This is a genomic window from Pseudomonas simiae (assembly GCF_900111895.1).
In the GTDB taxonomy this organism is placed as follows: Bacteria; Pseudomonadota; Gammaproteobacteria; order Pseudomonadales; family Pseudomonadaceae; genus Aquipseudomonas; species Aquipseudomonas simiae.
This window is the reverse complement of sequence record NZ_FOKB01000007.1, coordinates 158839-175413: the sequence shown is the minus strand read 5'-3', so window position 1 is coordinate 175413 and position 16575 is coordinate 158839. Positions and strand designations below refer to the sequence as shown.

Annotated in this window: 16 protein-coding genes; 10 read left to right on the top strand and 6 right to left on the bottom strand. The window is 61.2% G+C overall.

The features are described 5' to 3' along the window. Nucleotides 1–50: 50 nt before the first annotated feature. The 3 genes from BMZ57_RS21200 to BMZ57_RS21190 are packed head-to-tail and all read left to right on the top strand — an operon-like array spanning nt 51 to nt 2112. Nucleotides 51–620, top strand: a complete 570-nt coding sequence (locus BMZ57_RS21200; RefSeq protein WP_010206731.1) for a GNAT family N-acetyltransferase — start codon at nt 51–53, stop codon at nt 618–620. Nucleotides 621–658: 38 nt separating this feature from the next. Further along, the gene (gene tesB / locus BMZ57_RS21195; protein ID WP_010206730.1) at nt 659–1528 is read left to right on the top strand and encodes an acyl-CoA thioesterase II; all 870 of its coding nucleotides are present in this window, start codon (nt 659–661) and stop codon (nt 1526–1528) included. After that, entirely contained in the window at nt 1525–2112 is a 588-nt protein-coding gene (locus tag BMZ57_RS21190; protein ID WP_010206729.1) for an HAD family hydrolase, read from the top strand. Before tesB ends, BMZ57_RS21190 begins: the two co-directional genes overlap by 4 nt. Before the next feature lie 48 nt (nt 2113–2160). Here BMZ57_RS21190 and BMZ57_RS21185 read toward each other — a convergent pair whose 3' ends face one another. The 3 genes from BMZ57_RS21185 to BMZ57_RS21175 form a co-directional block, all read right to left on the bottom strand. After that, nucleotides 2161–3132 (bottom strand): hypothetical protein, encoded by a 972-nt coding sequence (locus BMZ57_RS21185; protein WP_021492952.1) that lies wholly within the window; start codon nt 3130–3132, stop codon nt 2161–2163. Then, a complete protein-coding gene (gene ypfJ, locus BMZ57_RS21180; protein WP_010206727.1) occupies nt 3133–4020 on the bottom strand; it encodes a KPN_02809 family neutral zinc metallopeptidase in 888 nt (295 codons plus the stop codon). 83 nt (nt 4021–4103) lie between these two features. Then, a complete protein-coding gene (locus BMZ57_RS21175) occupies nt 4104–4520 on the bottom strand; it encodes a lipoprotein (RefSeq protein WP_010206726.1) in 417 nt (138 codons plus the stop codon). Nucleotides 4521–4698: 178 nt separating this feature from the next. Here BMZ57_RS21175 and BMZ57_RS21170 point away from each other — a divergent pair, with 178 nt between their 5' ends. Further along, nucleotides 4699–5577 carry a DMT family transporter gene (locus BMZ57_RS21170; protein WP_010206725.1) on the top strand — a complete coding sequence of 293 codons (879 nt, stop codon included), beginning with the start codon at nt 4699–4701 and terminating at the stop codon, nt 5575–5577. A 1-nt stretch (nt 5578) separates the two neighbouring features. Here BMZ57_RS21170 and BMZ57_RS21165 read toward each other — a convergent pair whose 3' ends face one another. Next, on the bottom strand, nt 5579–6913 hold the full coding sequence (locus BMZ57_RS21165; RefSeq protein WP_010206724.1) for an MFS transporter: 1335 nt from the start codon (nt 6911–6913) through the stop codon (nt 5579–5581). A 221-nt stretch (nt 6914–7134) separates the two neighbouring features. Here BMZ57_RS21165 and quiC point away from each other — a divergent pair, with 221 nt between their 5' ends. After that, nucleotides 7135–9036 carry a 3-dehydroshikimate dehydratase QuiC gene (gene quiC, locus BMZ57_RS21160; RefSeq protein ID WP_010206721.1) on the top strand — a complete coding sequence of 634 codons (1902 nt, stop codon included), beginning with the start codon at nt 7135–7137 and terminating at the stop codon, nt 9034–9036. 78 nt (nt 9037–9114) lie between these two features. After that, entirely contained in the window at nt 9115–9756 is a 642-nt protein-coding gene (locus BMZ57_RS21155; RefSeq protein WP_010206720.1) for a TetR/AcrR family transcriptional regulator, read from the top strand. Between the two features lie 133 nt (nt 9757–9889). On the opposite strand, the gene BMZ57_RS21150 is transcribed toward BMZ57_RS21155, so the two are convergent. Further along, a complete protein-coding gene (locus BMZ57_RS21150; RefSeq protein ID WP_069673134.1) occupies nt 9890–10738 on the bottom strand; it encodes a shikimate dehydrogenase in 849 nt (282 codons plus the stop codon). Continuing rightward, nucleotides 10735–11184 (bottom strand): type II 3-dehydroquinate dehydratase, encoded by a 450-nt coding sequence (gene aroQ / locus BMZ57_RS21145; RefSeq protein WP_010206717.1) that lies wholly within the window; start codon nt 11182–11184, stop codon nt 10735–10737. The genes BMZ57_RS21150 and aroQ overlap by 4 nt, the downstream gene beginning before the upstream one ends. Before the next feature lie 206 nt (nt 11185–11390). On the opposite strand from aroQ, the gene BMZ57_RS21140 reads away from it, so the two are divergent. From BMZ57_RS21140 to BMZ57_RS21125, 4 genes are all read left to right on the top strand, one after another. Next, nucleotides 11391–11912 (top strand): RNA polymerase sigma factor, encoded by a 522-nt coding sequence (locus tag BMZ57_RS21140; RefSeq protein WP_010206716.1) that lies wholly within the window; start codon nt 11391–11393, stop codon nt 11910–11912. Nucleotides 11913–11975: 63 nt separating this feature from the next. Then, nucleotides 11976–12974, top strand: coding sequence for a FecR family protein (locus BMZ57_RS21135; protein ID WP_069673135.1), 999 nt, complete (start codon nt 11976–11978; stop codon nt 12972–12974). Between the two features lie 133 nt (nt 12975–13107). Beyond that, a complete protein-coding gene (locus BMZ57_RS21130) occupies nt 13108–15765 on the top strand; it encodes a TonB-dependent receptor (RefSeq protein ID WP_069673136.1) in 2658 nt (885 codons plus the stop codon). 81 nt (nt 15766–15846) lie between these two features. Continuing rightward, nucleotides 15847–16467: a heme acquisition protein HasA gene (locus BMZ57_RS21125; RefSeq protein ID WP_021492947.1), complete on the top strand. Its 621-nt coding sequence runs from the start codon at nt 15847–15849 to the stop codon at nt 16465–16467. Nucleotides 16468–16575: the final 108 nt, after the last annotated feature.

Below are 16575 nucleotides of genomic sequence, written 5' to 3'. Positions count from 1 at the left end.
CGGATCTTAACAGCGCTGTACACTCACGCACATGGCAAGGGAGGGGACCCATGGAGCCGATACTGGAATTGGAAAGTGCACGCCTGGTGCTGCGCCAATGGCGCGACGCTGACTTGCCGGAGTTTGCGCGCATGTGCGCCGACCCGCAGGTGATGCGTTATTTCCCGGCCACACTGAGCCACCTGGAAAGCGCCGCGTTGATCGGCCGCATTCGTGGGCACTTCGCCGAATACGGCTTTGGCCTGTGGGCGTTGCAGCGCAAGGACACCGGTGAGTTCATCGGCCTCACCGGGTTGCTGAATGTCAGCTTTGAGGCGGACTTTGCTCCGGCGGTGGAGATCGGCTGGCGCCTGGCTCGCGAACACTGGGGCCTGGGGTACGCCAGCGAGGCTGCGTGGACCGCGTTGCGCTGTGGATTTGATCGCTTGAGCCTGGACGAGATTGTCGCCTTCACCACGCAAGCCAATCTGCCATCACAAAAAGTCATGCAGGCCATCGGTATGCATTACGATCCGCAGGCAGATTTTGAACACCCCAAGGTCGCAGCCGATGACCCGCTGCGCCATCATGTTTTGTATCGCATCACCCGCGCCCAATGGTTGGACACGCTGCATGGATAGGCAGCCCGGAATGCCCCATAGATTTTAGGAGTTGCTCTATGAGCCAAGTATTGGAAGATCTGGTGGACTTGCTGACCCTGGAACCGATCGAGGAAAACCTCTTTCGCGGCCGCAGCCAGGACCTGGGTTTTCGCCAACTGTTCGGCGGCCAGGTGCTCGGCCAGTCGCTGTCGGCCGCCAGCCAGACCGTAGAAGAAGCGCGGCACGTGCATTCCCTGCATGGTTATTTCCTGCGTCCCGGCGATGCAGCGTTGCCGGTGGTGTATTCGGTGGACCGTGTGCGTGATGGCGGCAGTTTCAGCACGCGCCGCGTGACGGCGATCCAGAAGGGCCACCCGATCTTCACCTGCACCACCTCGTTCCAGTACGACGAACAAGGCTTCGATCACCAGACCACCATGCCAGTGGTGGTGGGGCCGGAAAACCTGCCGTCGGAGCTGGAACTGACCCAGCAACGTGCGCACCTGATCCCCGAGCACATGCGCGACAAGCTGCTGTGCCCCAAGCCTATTGAAGTGCGCCCGGTCACCGAAAAAGACCCGTTCAACCCGCAGCCGTCCGACCCGGTCAAATACGTGTGGTTCCGCGCCGACGGCGCCCTGGCTGATGCGCCGGCGCTGCACAAATACCTGCTGGCCTATGCCTCGGACTTTGGCCTGCTGACCACCTCCTTGCTGCCCCATGGCAAGACGGTGTGGCAGAAAGATATGCAGGTCGCCAGCCTCGACCACGCGCTGTGGTTCCACGCCGACCTGCGCGCCGACGACTGGTTGCTGTACGCCATGGACAGCCCATGGGCCGGCAATTCCCGTGGCTTCTCCCGTGGCAGCGTGTACAACCGCGCAGGGCAACTGGTGGCCTCGGTGACCCAGGAAGGCCTGATCCGCCATCGCAAGGATTGGGCATGAGCCTGTCGGACGTAAAGCACTGGGTGTTCGATATGGACGGCACCCTCACGGTGGCCGTGCATGACTTTGCGGCCATTCGCGTGGCCCTGGAGATCCCACCCGAGGACGACATCCTCACACACTTGGCGGCATTGCCCGCCGATGTCGCGGCGGCCAAGCATGCCTGGTTGCTGGCGCATGAGCGTGAGTTGGCATTGGGTTCAGTCGCGGCCGAAGGCGCGGTTGAGTTGGTGCGCGAGCTGGCTGGACGCGGTTACCGTTTGGGCATCCTGACCCGTAATGCGCGGGAGTTGGCGCATGTCACGCTGGAGGCGATCGGCCTGGCGGACTGCTTTGCCATTGAGGACGTGCTGGGGCGTGACGATGCGCAACCGAAGCCCGATCCGGATGGCTTGCTGAAACTGGCAGCTGCTTGGGAGGTGGCGCCGAGCAAAATGGTGATGGTCGGTGATTACCGCTTCGACCTGGATTGTGGCCGGGCGGCGGGAACGCGGACGGTGTTGGTTAACCTGCCGGAAAACCCCTGGCCGGAGTTGGCGGATTGGCATGCCGAGGATTGCGCGGTGCTGCGCCGGATGATCTAGCCCAGACAATAGCGCTCCCACATGTTGATTGGGTTTCTTCAGGGGGGGTTATTGGAAGAGTACTTTCTGGCCCTCTGGTGACGTAAACATCCCATCGCCGTTATGCCCCACCCCCGGCACTTCCACCAACGTGTGGCTCAACTGCGGATGCCGTTGCTTGAGGTAGTCAAAATAGTTGTGCCCACGAATCAGGCGATACGCGCCCTGGGTTTCAGCGGCGCAGCTTTTGTCCAGTGCCGGGTGGTTCGGGTCGGTGTCTTGCTGGCCCAGCAGGTAGGTGATGTTGCGTGACACATAGGCGTGCTCAAGCTGCTCGGCGCTCTGGCCCTTGGCGTAGGCCGGCAGGTGTTGCAGGCCATATTTCCAGTCGTTGAAGCCTGGGCAACTGGCCGTGTCGAACTGCACCGGGCGCTGCGCGGTGAAGTAGGCGTAGGACGACGGGTTGGCCACTACGTAACGCAGGCGGATGCCTTCGGTCTGCAGGGTTGGGTGATCGTGGCCGGTGAGGGCGAAACGCTGCACCACCTGGCCGCCGCCGGAGTGACCGGCCACCACGATTTCCTTGAGCGCCGGGAATAGCGTGCGGTTGCCCAGGTGCTTGATGATCTGATCGAGGGCACCGTAGGTGCTGATTTGCCCTGGCGCGGTGGAGGGGGCGCCGGCCATCCAGTCATTGCCCTTCCAACGCAGCACCTGGTTGTCCAGGTGGTTGCGCTTTACGTCGGACGCATTGAGAAACTGCGGCGCAATCACCAGTGTGTTGGCGGCTTGGCCCGCATGCGCAGCGGCGTCTTCAGCGCTTTGCAGGTAAGTCTGCGCATTGCGCAGGCGGCCATGCACGATGACCAAGGCGCGGGTGACCTGGGGCTGCGGTTTGCGCCAGTCCTGGCTTAATCCGAGACTGAGGTCGCCGGCCTCCAGGTGAAAACGATCGGGACTGACTTCTTTTACGCCATGTTCGGCGGCCAAGGCGGAACAGGTGACTAACAAACCCAGCAGCAACCCCAATCGTTTATTCATCTAGAGACTCTTGGCGGTAAACGTGTCGCATTGAGTGATCTGGCCCTGGGCGAAGCCGGTCTTGAACCAGCGAACCCGCTGTGCCGAGGTGCCATGGGTAAACGAGTCCGGCACGACGCGCCCTTGACCCTGTTGCTGCAAACGGTCATCGCCGATGGCGTTGGCTGCATTCAGTGCTTCTTCAATATCGCCAGGCTCCAGCCAGTTCAGGCGCTTTTGCGCACGGTTGGCCCACACGCCGGCGAAGCAATCGGCTTGCAGTTCCTGGCGGACCAGCAACCCGCCGTCGCCCTGCATCTGCCGGCCCTGCTGGCGCGCCGCCTGGATCTTCGACGAGATACCCAGCAGCGTCTGCACGTGGTGCCCGACTTCGTGGGCGATCACGTAGGCTTGGGCAAAGTCGCCGGCGGCCTGGAAGCGCTGCGACATTTCCCGGAAGAAATCCAGGTCCAGGTACACCTGCTGGTCAGCCGGGCAATAAAACGGACCGCTGGCCGAGGTGGCGCCACCGCAGGCGGAATTCACCCGGCCGCGGAACAGAATCAGTTTCGGGTTCTTATAGGCCAACCCGTTTTCCTTGAACACCTGGCCCCAGGTGTCTTCGGTATCGCCCAGTACCGCACGGACAAAATCCGCTTGCTCATCGTTGGCCGGCGGCGCCTGGCGTGACTGCGTGCTTACCGACGGCGCCTGTTCCATCTGGCCAGTCAGTTGGCCGAGGATCTGCAACGGGTCCTGGCCGGTCATCCAGCCGATGCCGACGATCAGCACAATGGCCGTGAGGCTCAGGCCTTTGCCGCCACCAAAGCGCATGCCACCACCACCGCCGCCACTGTCATCGCGGGCATCCACCACGTTGTCACTGCGTCGGCCTTTTTTCCATAGCATTGGGGCAATCCTCTCGATGAACCCTGTGTAGGCGCGAGCAAGCTCGCGCCTACAGTAATAGTGATAGTGACTGAGTATGGACCTTAATTTCGGCAGTAACCTTCGCCGGTATCCACCACCAGGCAATCCTTTTTATCCGCCAGCCATTTCATCCCGGTGGCAGCACCGTCGCCGGCGCGCAGCAGTTGCGGGCCATCCGGACGGGTGAAGGCGATGCCGCCTTCGGCCGCTTCCCCCTTGAACGTGCCCGAGTCATCGGCGTCGAGGCCGTATTGCATGGTCAGGATGTAATGACCGCGACCGATACTCTCGTCCTTGGCGATGGTCAGGTGGAGGCCTTCGACGCCGATCCATTTGCCGACCCATTTATCGGTGGGTGGGGTTTGCGGTACCAGGGTGGCTTGCACGGAAGCGGGCGCAGGTTTGGGCGCTTCCTGGGTTTCCTGCTTGCAGGCGGTGAGCAGGGCAAGGGCGGAAAGAGCAAAGAGGATTTTCTTCATAGCAGCAAGGCCTTGGTTAAAAAATGTGCAACTGGAAGGACGATGTGCAGCGTTGGACTCGAAACCCGTGATTTAGTGCGCTGTTCGCACGGTGTTTGGTTATGCTCTTGGGGCAGGCTCCAGCCCGGCTGCTAGATTACTGGGTTGAGCCCGATCGCGCGCCACACAAGAGAATCCGATGACCGTCAGTACCCCTTTATCCGGCGTCAACCATCCCTTCAAGGGCATTTTGCTGATCGTCCTGGCGACGTTTCTGTTTTCCAGCCACGACGCCCTGTCCAAATACCTGGCCGGGTTCTACCCGATCGTGATGGTGGTGTGGGCGCGTTACCTGGTGCACACCTTGTTGATGGCCGGGATTTTCCTGCCGCAATCGGGCTTGCGCGTGCTGCGCAGCAAGCGTCCGGGGATGCAGGTAGTACGGGCGCTCTGCCTGTTGGGCACCAGCCTGTTTTTCACGACGGCGCTGCACTACATCCCACTGGCGGAAGCCACGGCGGTGAACTTTCTCGCGCCGATCCTGGTGACGGCGCTCTCGGTGCCGTTGCTTGGTGAACACGTGACCCGAGGGCAATGGCTGGCGGTGATCTGTGGGTTTGTCGGCGTGCTGATCATCATCCACCCCGGCGGTGAATTGTTCACCCCCGCGGTGTTGCTGCCGCTGTGTTCGGCGCTGTTCTTCTGCTTCTACCAACTGCTCACGCGCATCCTCAGCCAGTACGACACACCCACCACCAGCAACTTCTTTGCCGGCCTGTGCAATACCCTGGTGATGAGTGCAATGGTGCCGTTTTTCTGGCAGGTTCCGACGCTGTGGCATGGCGCGTTGATGCTGGCGCTGGGCACTTGCGGCATGACCGCGCACTTGATGCTGACCCAGGCGTTCCGCTTTGCGGCGCCGGCCTTGCTGGCGCCGTTCGGCTATTGCCAGATCGTGTTCGCGGGGTTGTTGGGCTGGCTGGTGTTCAACCATACCCCCGATGTGACCACAGTGGTCGGCATCGGGGTGATCTGCATGAGCGGGCTGGCCGCTGCCTGGCAGCAGCGGCGCCGATAGCTCAGACGTCGACGGTAGGAATCTTGCGCGGCGCCATGAAGTACATCCAGGTCAGCGCAATGAAGTACATCGCCGGGATCAACGTGAACAACACCGTGTAGTTGTTGTTGGTCACGGTGAGGATATGGCCGACGATCTGGGTCATGAACATGCCGCCGATGGCCGCGCACATGCCGCCGAAACCGAACACCGTGCTCATCATGTGCTTGGGCGTGTAGTCCATCACCAGGCTCCAGATGTTCGCGGTCCAGGCCTGATGCGCGCCGATTGCCAGGGAGATGGCAAACACCGCGACCCACAGTTGGCTGGAACCGGCCGCCATGATCACGCCGACGATGCAGCACGCAAACAGCAGCATCGACAGCAGCCGCGCCTTGATCGAGTTCATGCCGCGACCGATCAGGAACGATGACAGAATCCCTCCGCCCACGCTGCCGAAATCCGCAGTCAGGTAGATGATGATCAGCGGGATACCCATCTGGGTCACGTTGATGCCCAGGTTGTATTGCTGATTCAGGAACGGCGGCAGCCAGTACAGGTAGAACCAGAACACGGGGGCGGTCATCGAGTAGGCGAGGGCGAAGGCCCAGGTGCCGCGCATGCGCAGGATGCGGGTGAACGGCACGCGCGGTTGTTCCGGTTCGGCTTCCTGCAGCACGTAGTCCAATTCGGATTGTTTGACGCTGGGATGGTCTTCCGGGTTGAAGTACTTCAGGCCCCAGAACACCAACCAGATCCCGCCGAGTGCCGACATGCACAGGAACGCTGCCTGCCAGCCCCATACATGCAGGATCAACGGCAGCAGCATTGGCGTCATCATCGCGCCGACGTTGGTGCCGGCGTTGAAGATACCGGTGGCCACCGCACGCTCACCAGCCGGGAACCACAAGCGCGTGGTCTTGACGCACGCCGGGTAGTTGGCGGCCTCGGTCAACCCGAGGATAAAGCGGCACACCATGAAGCCAACGGCTGAGGTGGCCAGGCCGTGGGCGCCGGTGGCCAGGCTCCACAACAGCACGGCGCAGAAGAACACACGTTTGACGCCCACCCGATCGATCAGGCGGCCCTGCAGCACAAAACCGATGGCGTAGCCGACCTGGAACCAGAAGTTGATGTTGGCGTAATCCATCGCCGTCCAGCTCATCTCTTTGGCGAGGATCGGCTGCATGACGCCCAGCGCGGCGCGGTCGATGTAGTTGAGGGTGGTGGCGAAAAACACCAGGGCCAACATGCCCCAGCGCGTTTTACCCACGGCCAGGGCGCCGCGGATCTTGTCGCCGATGCCGGCGTGCGGGGTGCCGTGGCGCGCGGCCAGGGCGGAGTTTTGCAGAGGCATGAGGTCGTACCCGTTTTTTTGAAATTTTTATGGTGTGTTCTGGGTCTTGTTACTGAATCGATGGTGCGCAGCGGCTAAAAAATCGTCAATTCGCCAAAGGGGCATAGTGTTCGATAATCGCACCAAAAACTAACCGGTTCGTACATTTTAATTGCTGTGAACAGTTTAGCGGCCAATAATTTGCCGTAAATAAGACCAGCCTCAAACGCCGGGAGTCGCCCATGCAACGCTCTATTGCCACCGTTTCCTTGAGCGGAACCCTGCCGGAAAAACTCGAAGCCATCGCGGCCGCCGGGTTCGACGGTGTAGAAATCTTCGAAAACGATCTGTTGTATTACGACGGCAGCCCCCGCGAAGTTAGGCAGATGTGCGCCGATCTGGGCATCGCCATCACCTTGTTCCAGCCGTTCCGCGACTTTGAAGGCTGCCGCCGTGACCGCCTGGCACGCAACCTGGAACGCGCCGAACGCAAATTCGACTTGATGCAGGAACTGGGCACCGACCTGGTGCTGGTGTGCAGCAATGCCTCGGCCGACTGCGTGGGGGACGAGCGTATCTTGCTCGATGACCTGAGCCTGCTCGCCGAACACGCTGGCCGTCGTGGCCTGCGCATTGGCTATGAAGCGTTGGCCTGGGGCAAGCATGTGAATACCTGGCAACAGGTGTGGAACCTGGTGCGTCAGGTTGATCACCCTAACCTCGGCGTATTGCTCGACAGCTTCCACACCCTCTCCCTCAAAGGCGACCCAAGTGCTATCGCCGAGATTCCCGGCGACAAGATTTTCTTCGTGCAAATGGCCGACGCGCCGATCCTGGCCATGGACGTGCTGGAGTGGAGCCGACATTTCCGCTGCTTCCCCGGCCAAGGTGAGTTCGACCTGGCAGGGTTCCTCGCGCCGATCATCAAGAGCGGTTACACCGGGCCGCTGTCCCTGGAAATTTTCAACGACGGCTTCCGCGCTGCGCCGACCCGTGCGAATGCGGCGGATGGCTTGCGCTCCTTGCTGTACCTGGAAGAGAAAACCCGCGAGCGCCTGCAGCAGGAGGCTCCTGCACAACCGCTCGATATCCTGTTCGACACCCCGGCGGCCAGTGAATACGACGGCATCGAGTTCCTCGAATTTGCCGTGGACGAAAGCCTCGGCGCCAAGCTCACCTACTGGCTGGAACGCCTGGGTTTCGTCAAGGCCGGGCAGCATCGCTCCAAGAGCGTGAGCCTGTTGCGCCAGGGCGATATCAACCTGATCCTCAACTGCGAGCCCTATTCGTTTGCCCACAACTTTTTTGAGGCCCACGGGCCGTCGTTGTGCGCCACCGCGATTCGGGTCAAGGACAGCGCCAAGGCCCTGGAGCGCGCGATGGCTTACAAAGGCCAGCCGTATCGCGGCCTGGTCGGGCCTAACGAGCTGGAACTGGCGGCGGTGCGCGCGCCGGATGGCAGCCTGATTTATCTGGTGGATCCGAGCGAAGGCGGGTTGTACGACACCGACTTCAACCTGCAGCCCGCCGCATCATCCAGCGGCGGCTTGCTGCGCATCGACCACATGGCCATGGCTTTGCCGGCCGACAGCCTCGACAGTTGGGTGCTGTTCTACAAGAGCCTGCTGGACTTTGAAGCCGACGACGAAGTGGTGCTGCCCGACCCGTATGGTTTGGTGAAAAGCCGTGCGCTGCGTAGCCGTTGCAGCTCGATCCGCCTGCCGCTGAACATCTCCGAAAACCGCAACACTGCGATTTCCCATGCGCTGTCGAGCTATCGCGGCTCGGGCGTGCACCACATTGCCTTCGACTGCGCGGATATTTTCGCCGAAGTGCGCCGCGCCAAAGAGGCGGGTGTGCCGCTGCTGGATATCCCGCTCAACTACTATGACGACCTGGCGGCGCGTTTTGATTTCGACGACGAGTTCCTCAGCGAGTTGGCGTACTACAACGTGTTGTATGACCGCGACGCTCAGGGGGGCGAGTTGTTTCATGTGTACACCGAACCCTTTGAAGGGCGGTTTTTCTTCGAGATCATCCAGCGCAAGAACGGCTATGCCGGCTATGGCGCGGCCAATGTGGCGGTGCGCCTGGCCGCGATGGCCAAATCCCGCAGCGGCGCGGTACGCCAGGCGCGTTTATAACGCTGGGTCAGGTGCTTTCTTTCAGGCAGCATCGCGGCCCATAATCACGGCCTGCATAACACTGGCCGTGAGCGCACCATGACCACCGAGGCACCCCGCAAGAGTCGTAAGAACAATCCGGAAAAGACCCGCGAAAACATACTCCAGGAAGCCATCGTCGAGTTTGTCCAGCAGGGCCTTTCCGGCGCTCGGGTGGACGCGATCGCCGAGCGCATCCACACCTCCAAGCGCATGATCTATTACTACTTCGGCAGCAAGGAGCAGCTGTACGTCGAGGTGCTGGAGAAGCTCTACGGCGACATTCGCACGACCGAAACCCGCATGAACCTCACCGCGCTGGAACCCCGTGAGGCGATCCGGCGGCTGGTGGAATTCACCTTTGATCACCACGACCAGAACGTGGATTTCGTGCGCATTGTCAGCATCGAAAATATCCACAATGCCGAGTACGTGAAGCGTTCGGATTCGATCAAGGCGATGAACAGCAACATCCTGGAAGCGCTGGGTGCGACGTTGCGCCGTGGGGCTGAGCTGGGGTTGTTTCGCGAGGGACTGGAGCCGCTGGACGTGCACCTGCTGATCAACTCGTTCAGCTTTTACCGCGTGTCCAACCGCCATACGTTCAGTGAGATCTTTCAGATCGAGCTGTCGGATGAGGCGGTTAAACAGCGGCATCGGGACATGATTTGTGATTCAGTGATGCGTTACTTGCAGGCCTGAGTACGCACGGCGGAGTGCAGTCCCTGTGGGAGCGGGCTTGCTCGCGAATACGGTGGGTCAGTCAACTGAATCGTGACTGAAACACCGCATTCGCGAGCAAGCCCGCTCCCACCTTTGGGTTTGGTTTCTTCTGTCAGGTATTCATGCTTTGGAAGTGCGCCAGCATCCGCTGCGCATCCGGCACTTCCCCACTGAATAACTCAAACGCCTTCACCGCCTGAAACACCGCCATGTTGCCGCCATCCAGCGTACGGCAACCCAAGGCACGGGCATCACGCAGCAGTTCGGTTTCCAGTGGGAAATACACGATTTCCGCCACCCACAATTCTGTGCGTAGCAAGGTGGCCGGAACCGGTGTGCCCGGCAACTTGGCCATGCCCATCGGTGTGGTGTTCACCAGGCCATCGGCCTCGGCCATGGCATTTTCCAGTTGGCTGCCCACTTGAGCGCGACCCGTGCCGAAACGCTGCGCGAGGTTATCCACAAGGTCGCGGGCGCGGCTGATGTCCACGTCGAAAATACTCAACTGCTGCACACCTTCGCCCAGCAGCGCATGCGCCACCGCCGCGCCCGCACCGCCGGCGCCCATCTGCACCACGCGCTGGCGTGCCACATCCTTCAAGTTGCGCCGAAAGCCTTCGGCAAACCCCAGGCAGTCGGTGTTGTGACCGATGCGCTTGCCGTCCTTGAACACCACGGTGTTGACCGCGCCAATGCCGCGAGCCTCGTCAGACAGTTCATCGAGCAACGGCAGGATGGCCTGCTTGCACGGGTAGGTAATGTTCAGGCCGGTGAAGTGCATCAACTCGGCCGCGTCCAGCAGGTGGGGCAGGGCGTTGGTGTCCAGGTGCAGCGGCTCAAGGTCTATCAGGCGATACAGGTAGCGCAGGCCCCGGGCATCACCTTCCTGTTCGTGCAGGGCGGGTGTGCGGGAGGCCTGGATGCCGGCGCCGATCAGGCCGGCGAGAATGCGCGGTTTCATCGGGCCGACCCTTTTAACAGCTGGCTGAAGTGTTCAAGTGCCAGGTGGTAGCCATGGCTACCGAAGCCTGCGAGGACGGCCTTGGCGATGGGCGACACAAACGAGTGATGCCGGAACGCTTCGCGGGCATGCACGTTGGACAGATGCACTTCGATCACCGGCACTTCGCTGGCGACCAGCGCGTCACGAATCGCCACCGAGGTGTGGGTCCAGGCGGCCGGGTTGATCACGATACCGGCGCAGCGGGCGCGGGCGCCGTGGATCCAGTCGAGCAGTTCGCCTTCGTGGTTGGTCTGGCGAAATTCGATTTTCAGCCCGAGCTGTTCGGCACTGCGGCCACACAGCGCGGCGACATCGGCCAGGGTTTCATGGCCGTAGGTGGCGGGCTCGCGGGTACCGAGCAGGTTGAGGTTGGGGCCGTTGAGCACCAGCACGATAGGCGGCATTAGGGGGTCTCCACAGTTATTGTTCGTTGTGGAGGTAAAATGTACCGGATGGTTAATTTGGTCAATCGGTGGCGGTGGATGTGTTCGATTATCGAACTGTTAATCAGGCCTTTCATACGGGCGGATCAGATTAGATATCAATTGAAAATCATTCTCGACAACGCTTAAGATGCCCGCCTGTTTCCTTAACATTCCAGGGAGTCGGTTTGTCGGACGTGGATCTCAAAGGCCTGTTTCTCAAGCATGCCGATACCCTGCGCGGGTATCTGGCGCGCAAGGTACGGGACCCGCAGTTGGCCGCAGACCTGGTACAGGAGAGTTTCCTGCGCCTGGCGGAAAAGCCGGCCGGCGAGCGCATCGACAACTCCCAGGGCTATCTCTATCGGACGGCGAGCAATCTGCTGATCGACCATATTCGTCAGGAAGCGCGGCGCAAGACAGACGCCGTGCCCCATGAGGCGCTGGCCGAGATTGAAGATGAAGTGGCCGGGTTGGAGGCTCAGGCAATGGCGCAGCAACAGCGACAGGCATTGAAGCAGGCACTGGCGGAGTTGCCGGAACGCACCCAGCAGATTTTCCGCCTCAACCGTATCGAAGGCATGACCCACGCCCAGGTCGCCCGGCACTTGGACATCTCTGACAGCTCCGTACAAAAGCACCTGGCCAAGGCGTTGGCTTACGTGATGCAGCGCTTGCAGGACGGCGAGGTGGCGCCATCCGACGAATGAATTACCGAAAAACGCCAGGTCAGTCGTCACAGCGTTACATAATGAAAAATTCGAGATTCACACGTGAATAGCCAGGGTCCGCAACAGCACAGCATTACCGAGGCGGCCGCCGAGTGGGCGGTGCGCTTGCACGCCGGTGCCCTGACCGACCAGGAACAGGCCGAGCTGCAGCATTGGATCGCCTGCGACAGCCGCCATGAAGCGGCATTGCGCTTTGCCGAACAAACGTGGGCGGCGTTGGGCGACGTGTACAAGGAAGAACCGGTGCACCGTCAACGTCCGTCGGCGGCGGCCCTGCCTGCGCGGCGCTCCAAACGGCGAAGGCCGTGGCAACGTGTGGCGGCCATTGCATTGGTCGTGGTGGTGGCCGGCGTCGGCTGGGTGCGTGGGCCGGACGTGTTGCTGCGTATGCAAGCCGACTACATGACCGAAAAAGGCGAGGTGCGCACCGTCCACCTGGCCGATGGCAGCAAGGTGGAATTGGACTCCGGCAGTGCCATCCGCCTGGACTACGACGGTGTGCAGCGCCGTATCAGCCTGCTCCAGGGCTCGGCGATCTTTGATGTGGCGCCGATGGTGGGCGAGGAAACCCGGCCGTTCGTGGTGCAGAGCGCCGGGGGGCAGACCCGGGCGCTGGGCACGCGGTTTGTGGTGGAACGCGAAGGCGATAGCCAGGCGTGGGTCGGCGTGCTCGAACACAGTGTCGAGGTTTCCCTGCAGGCCATCCCGAAAAAGGGCCCGGCCGACCGGGTGCTCAAGGACGGCCTGGCCGCGCGCTACAACCTCCAGGAAGGCATCGTGCCCCTGGAACAGCTCGATGTAGAACGCGCCACCAGTTGGCGACGCGGTGTGCTGATCTTTGATCGCCAGCCCTTGACCAAAGTCATCGAGCAACTCAACCGTTACCGCCCCGGACGCGTGGTGCTCACCGATTCGGCACTGGGCGATCGCGAAGTCAGTGGCGTGTTTCGACTCGACATGCTCGACACCGCCCTCGGTACCCTCACCCAGGAACTGCAAGTGCAACGCTTGGACCTGGCAGGCCTCAGCCTGATCTATTGACCCTCCTACAGGTTTGTTTGCCTGCAGAAAAAAACTTTCGAAAAAGTCTTACTGACTTCCTGCGCGTCGCACGTCTTGCTAGGTGAGAAGCATTCGCATAAACAAAAAACGCTTAGCGCAGGGAACCTCAGAAATGTCAGCACTCAACAAGGGGCGTATCACCGTTAGCCGGTTAGCCCTGGCCATCCACGTGGGGCTGTTCGCTGCAGCGGCCCCGGTGTACGCCGCGCAACCTGCGGTGAAGGCTGCGCAACCTGCCGTGCTGATGCTTGATATCCCTGCGCAGTCCCTGGGCAGCGCCGTACTGGCGTTTGCCGATCAGGCCGGCCTGCAAGTGTTGTTCGACAGCCAGCGGCTCGCAGGTTTGCAGAGTACGACGGTGAACGGTCAGTACAGCGTGCAGGAAGGGTTGGCGCGGTTGCTGGGCAATGCACCGGTGGAGTATCGCTTCAACGGCGAGCGTCAAGTCACCCTGACCCGCGTCGAGCAGAGTGGCGCTGCGCTGGCGTTGGCCACCACCACGATCACCGGCCTGCACCCCAACGACTGGGTGTATTCAACGCCACGTTCGGTGAGTGTGGTCGGGCGCGAGCAACTGGATCGCAACCCACCGCGGCATGCCGCTGAAATGCTGGAGGAGGCGCCGGGCGTCTACTCGGCGGTCAGCCAGCAAGACCCTGGCTTGTCGGTGAATATTCGCGGCATCCAGGACTACGGCCGGGTCAACATGTCAGTGGACGGCATGCGTCAGAACTATCAACAAAGCGGCCACCAGCAACGCAATGGCACGTTGTATGTCGACTCGGAGTTGCTGTCTGAGGTGGTGATAGAGAAGGGCGCCACCTCCACGATGGGCGGCGCTGGGGTGATCGGCGGGGTGGCGAATTTTCGCACCGTGGAAGCCGCCGATCTGCTCAAGGACGGCAAGGAAATCGGCGGACGCATCCGTTTGACCACTGGGCTGGGCGGGCGCAGCAACGGTACGCACTTTATCGGCAGCTCGGCGTTTGCCGTGGGCACCGACGTTTGGGACATGCTGCTGGCTGCCAGTGAGCGTCACCTCGGCGATTACAACCCTGGCACCAAAGGCAGTATCGGCGATCTGCGCACCGGCACGTCCTTCCTGCCGAACAGTCAGGAACGGATCAAGAACACCACCGTCGCCTATTCGGGCTCGGTGATGCGCTCCCGCCTGCTCAAGCTCGGTATCAACTTGCCCGTGGACCAGCGTTTGCAACTGAGCTACCTGACGACCGCAGTCGGCTACGACGACGTGAACATGATGAGCGCTGAAAAAGCCCAGTTATGGGAGAAGCTCGGCAGCAGCGATGTCACGGCGCAGAACGTCGCATTGGACTACAGCTACACGCCGGACAATCCGCTGATCGATTTCAAGGCCAAGCTCTATTACGTCGATACCCGCAACGATCAATCCACGCTGACCCGTGGCAGCAGCAAGGGTTACGAGGTCACGTACCAGACCAACACCTATGGTTTCCAGGCACAGAACATGTCGACCTTTGCCTTGAGTGAACTGTCCGTGATCAAGGCCAACTATGGCCTGGAGTTTTTCTACGACAAGGTCCGCCCGGACTCGAACCAGATGGTCGCCAGCGATTCAGCAGTGACGGCCTCGGCGGCAGAGAGCGTCACGCCCAAAGGTGATCGGGCGATGGGCAGCCTGTTCACGCGCCTGGATTACGACTATGACAATTGGCTGAACCTCAACGCTGGGTTGCGCTACGACCGCTATCGGCTGCGGGGCGAGACGGGCCTGAACACCCGGACGTTTATTATTGGCACTACTCGTCAAGTCGGCTTGCCCATGACTTATGACGTGGATCGGGAAGAGGGGCATTTCTCGCCGACCTTCGGCCTGTCGATCAAGCCAGGCGTGGATTGGTTGCAACTCTTCGCCACCTACGGCAAGGGCTGGCGCCCGCCGGCCGTCACCGAAACCCTGGTGAGCGGCAGGCCCCATGGCGGGGGCTCGGAGTCGATTTTCCCCAACCCGTTTTTGAAGCCGGAGACGTCCACCGCCTGGGAGGTGGGCTTCAATGTGCTGAAGGAAGACCTGTTGTTCGCCGATGATCGCGCGGGCATGAAGGTGTCGTATTTCAACACCCGCGTGGATGACTTCTCCTATATGGCGCTGGGCGTACAGCCGCCCGGTTATGGCATCGCCAATATCGGCAATGCGGCGTATGTGAACAACCTGGAGACCACGCGTTTTCGCGGCCTCGAGTACCAACTGGATTACGACGCCGGCTTTGCCTATGGCCAGTTCAATTACACGCGGATGCTCGGCAGCAACAGGTTCTGCAGCAAGACCGCGTGGCTGGGGGGGGTCACCAAGATCCAGAAAGGGCCGGGTAGCCGGGCGCCAGTCACCGCGATGGTGCCGGACGACGTGGCCAATGCGGGGCAGGGCTGCAGTGCAATCCTGGGCTCCTCCGAGCACATGCCGATGGACCGTGGCACCGCGACGCTGGGGGCACGCTTCTTCGAGCGAAAACTGGACGTAGGCGTTCGCGCCCGCTACAGCGGCGGTTACTACGTAAAAGGTGGCGTCGGCGTGACCACTTCGCAGACCGGCGTTTATCCGGCCGACTGGAAGCCCTACACGGTCTATGACCTTTTCAGCAGCTACCGCGCCACTGACCAGTTGACCCTGCGCCTGGCCATGGAAAACGTCACCGACCGTGCCTATCTGGTGCCGCTGGGCGACGTGTTGGCCTTTACCCTGGGGCGTGGGCGCACGTTGCAGGGCACTGTCGAATATCAATTCTGACCGATTTTGCCCAGTGACGGGCAAAACCACAGCATGCACTGGCCTGCTGTGGAGTTACCACCCCATGACTTGGAGTTTTGCATGAGCATTTCTATTTCATACAGCACGACCTACGCCGCTAGCACCGTTGCCGAGTACCTGAGCGACTGGTCGGCTTACTTTGGTGACCTGAACCACCGTGAAGGTTCGGTCAAAGAGGGTTCGAACACCGGTGGTTTCAATCCTGGCCCGTTCGACGGCACCCAATACGGTGTGTCGAGCACTGTCAGCAACGCAGCAGTGGTCGCTAACGGTGACCTGCATTACACCTTGTTCAATCCGCCGTCGCACACCTTGTGGGGTTCGATCGACTCCCTGGACCTGGGCACTGTCCTGACGGGCGGCGCTGCCGGCGGTAGCTACGCCCTCGGCGAGCAGGAAGTCAGCTTCGCCAACCTGGGCCTGTCGAGCCTGCAGTCCGAAGGCCGTGACGGCCAGGTACACAAAATCGTGTACGGCCTGATGAGCGGCGACAGCTCGGCACTGGCTTCGGCGATCGACTCCCTGCTCAAGGACATCGATCCAAACCTGTCGATCAACTCGACGTTCGACCAACTGGCTGCCGCCGGTGTGGCCCATGTGGACTCGGCTTCGGTCGCGGCTTCCGACGTGGCGCTCGTGGGCGTGCAAGACGTGCCTCAGGACTTCGCCCTGGCCGCCTGACGCGAAGAAAAAAGCGAATGGAAGATCGCTCTCCCATTCGCCGCATTACACCGCCGTCGCCCAAGCCTTCTATTTCTTCAGCGACGGCGGTGCCGAATTCTGCGCAGC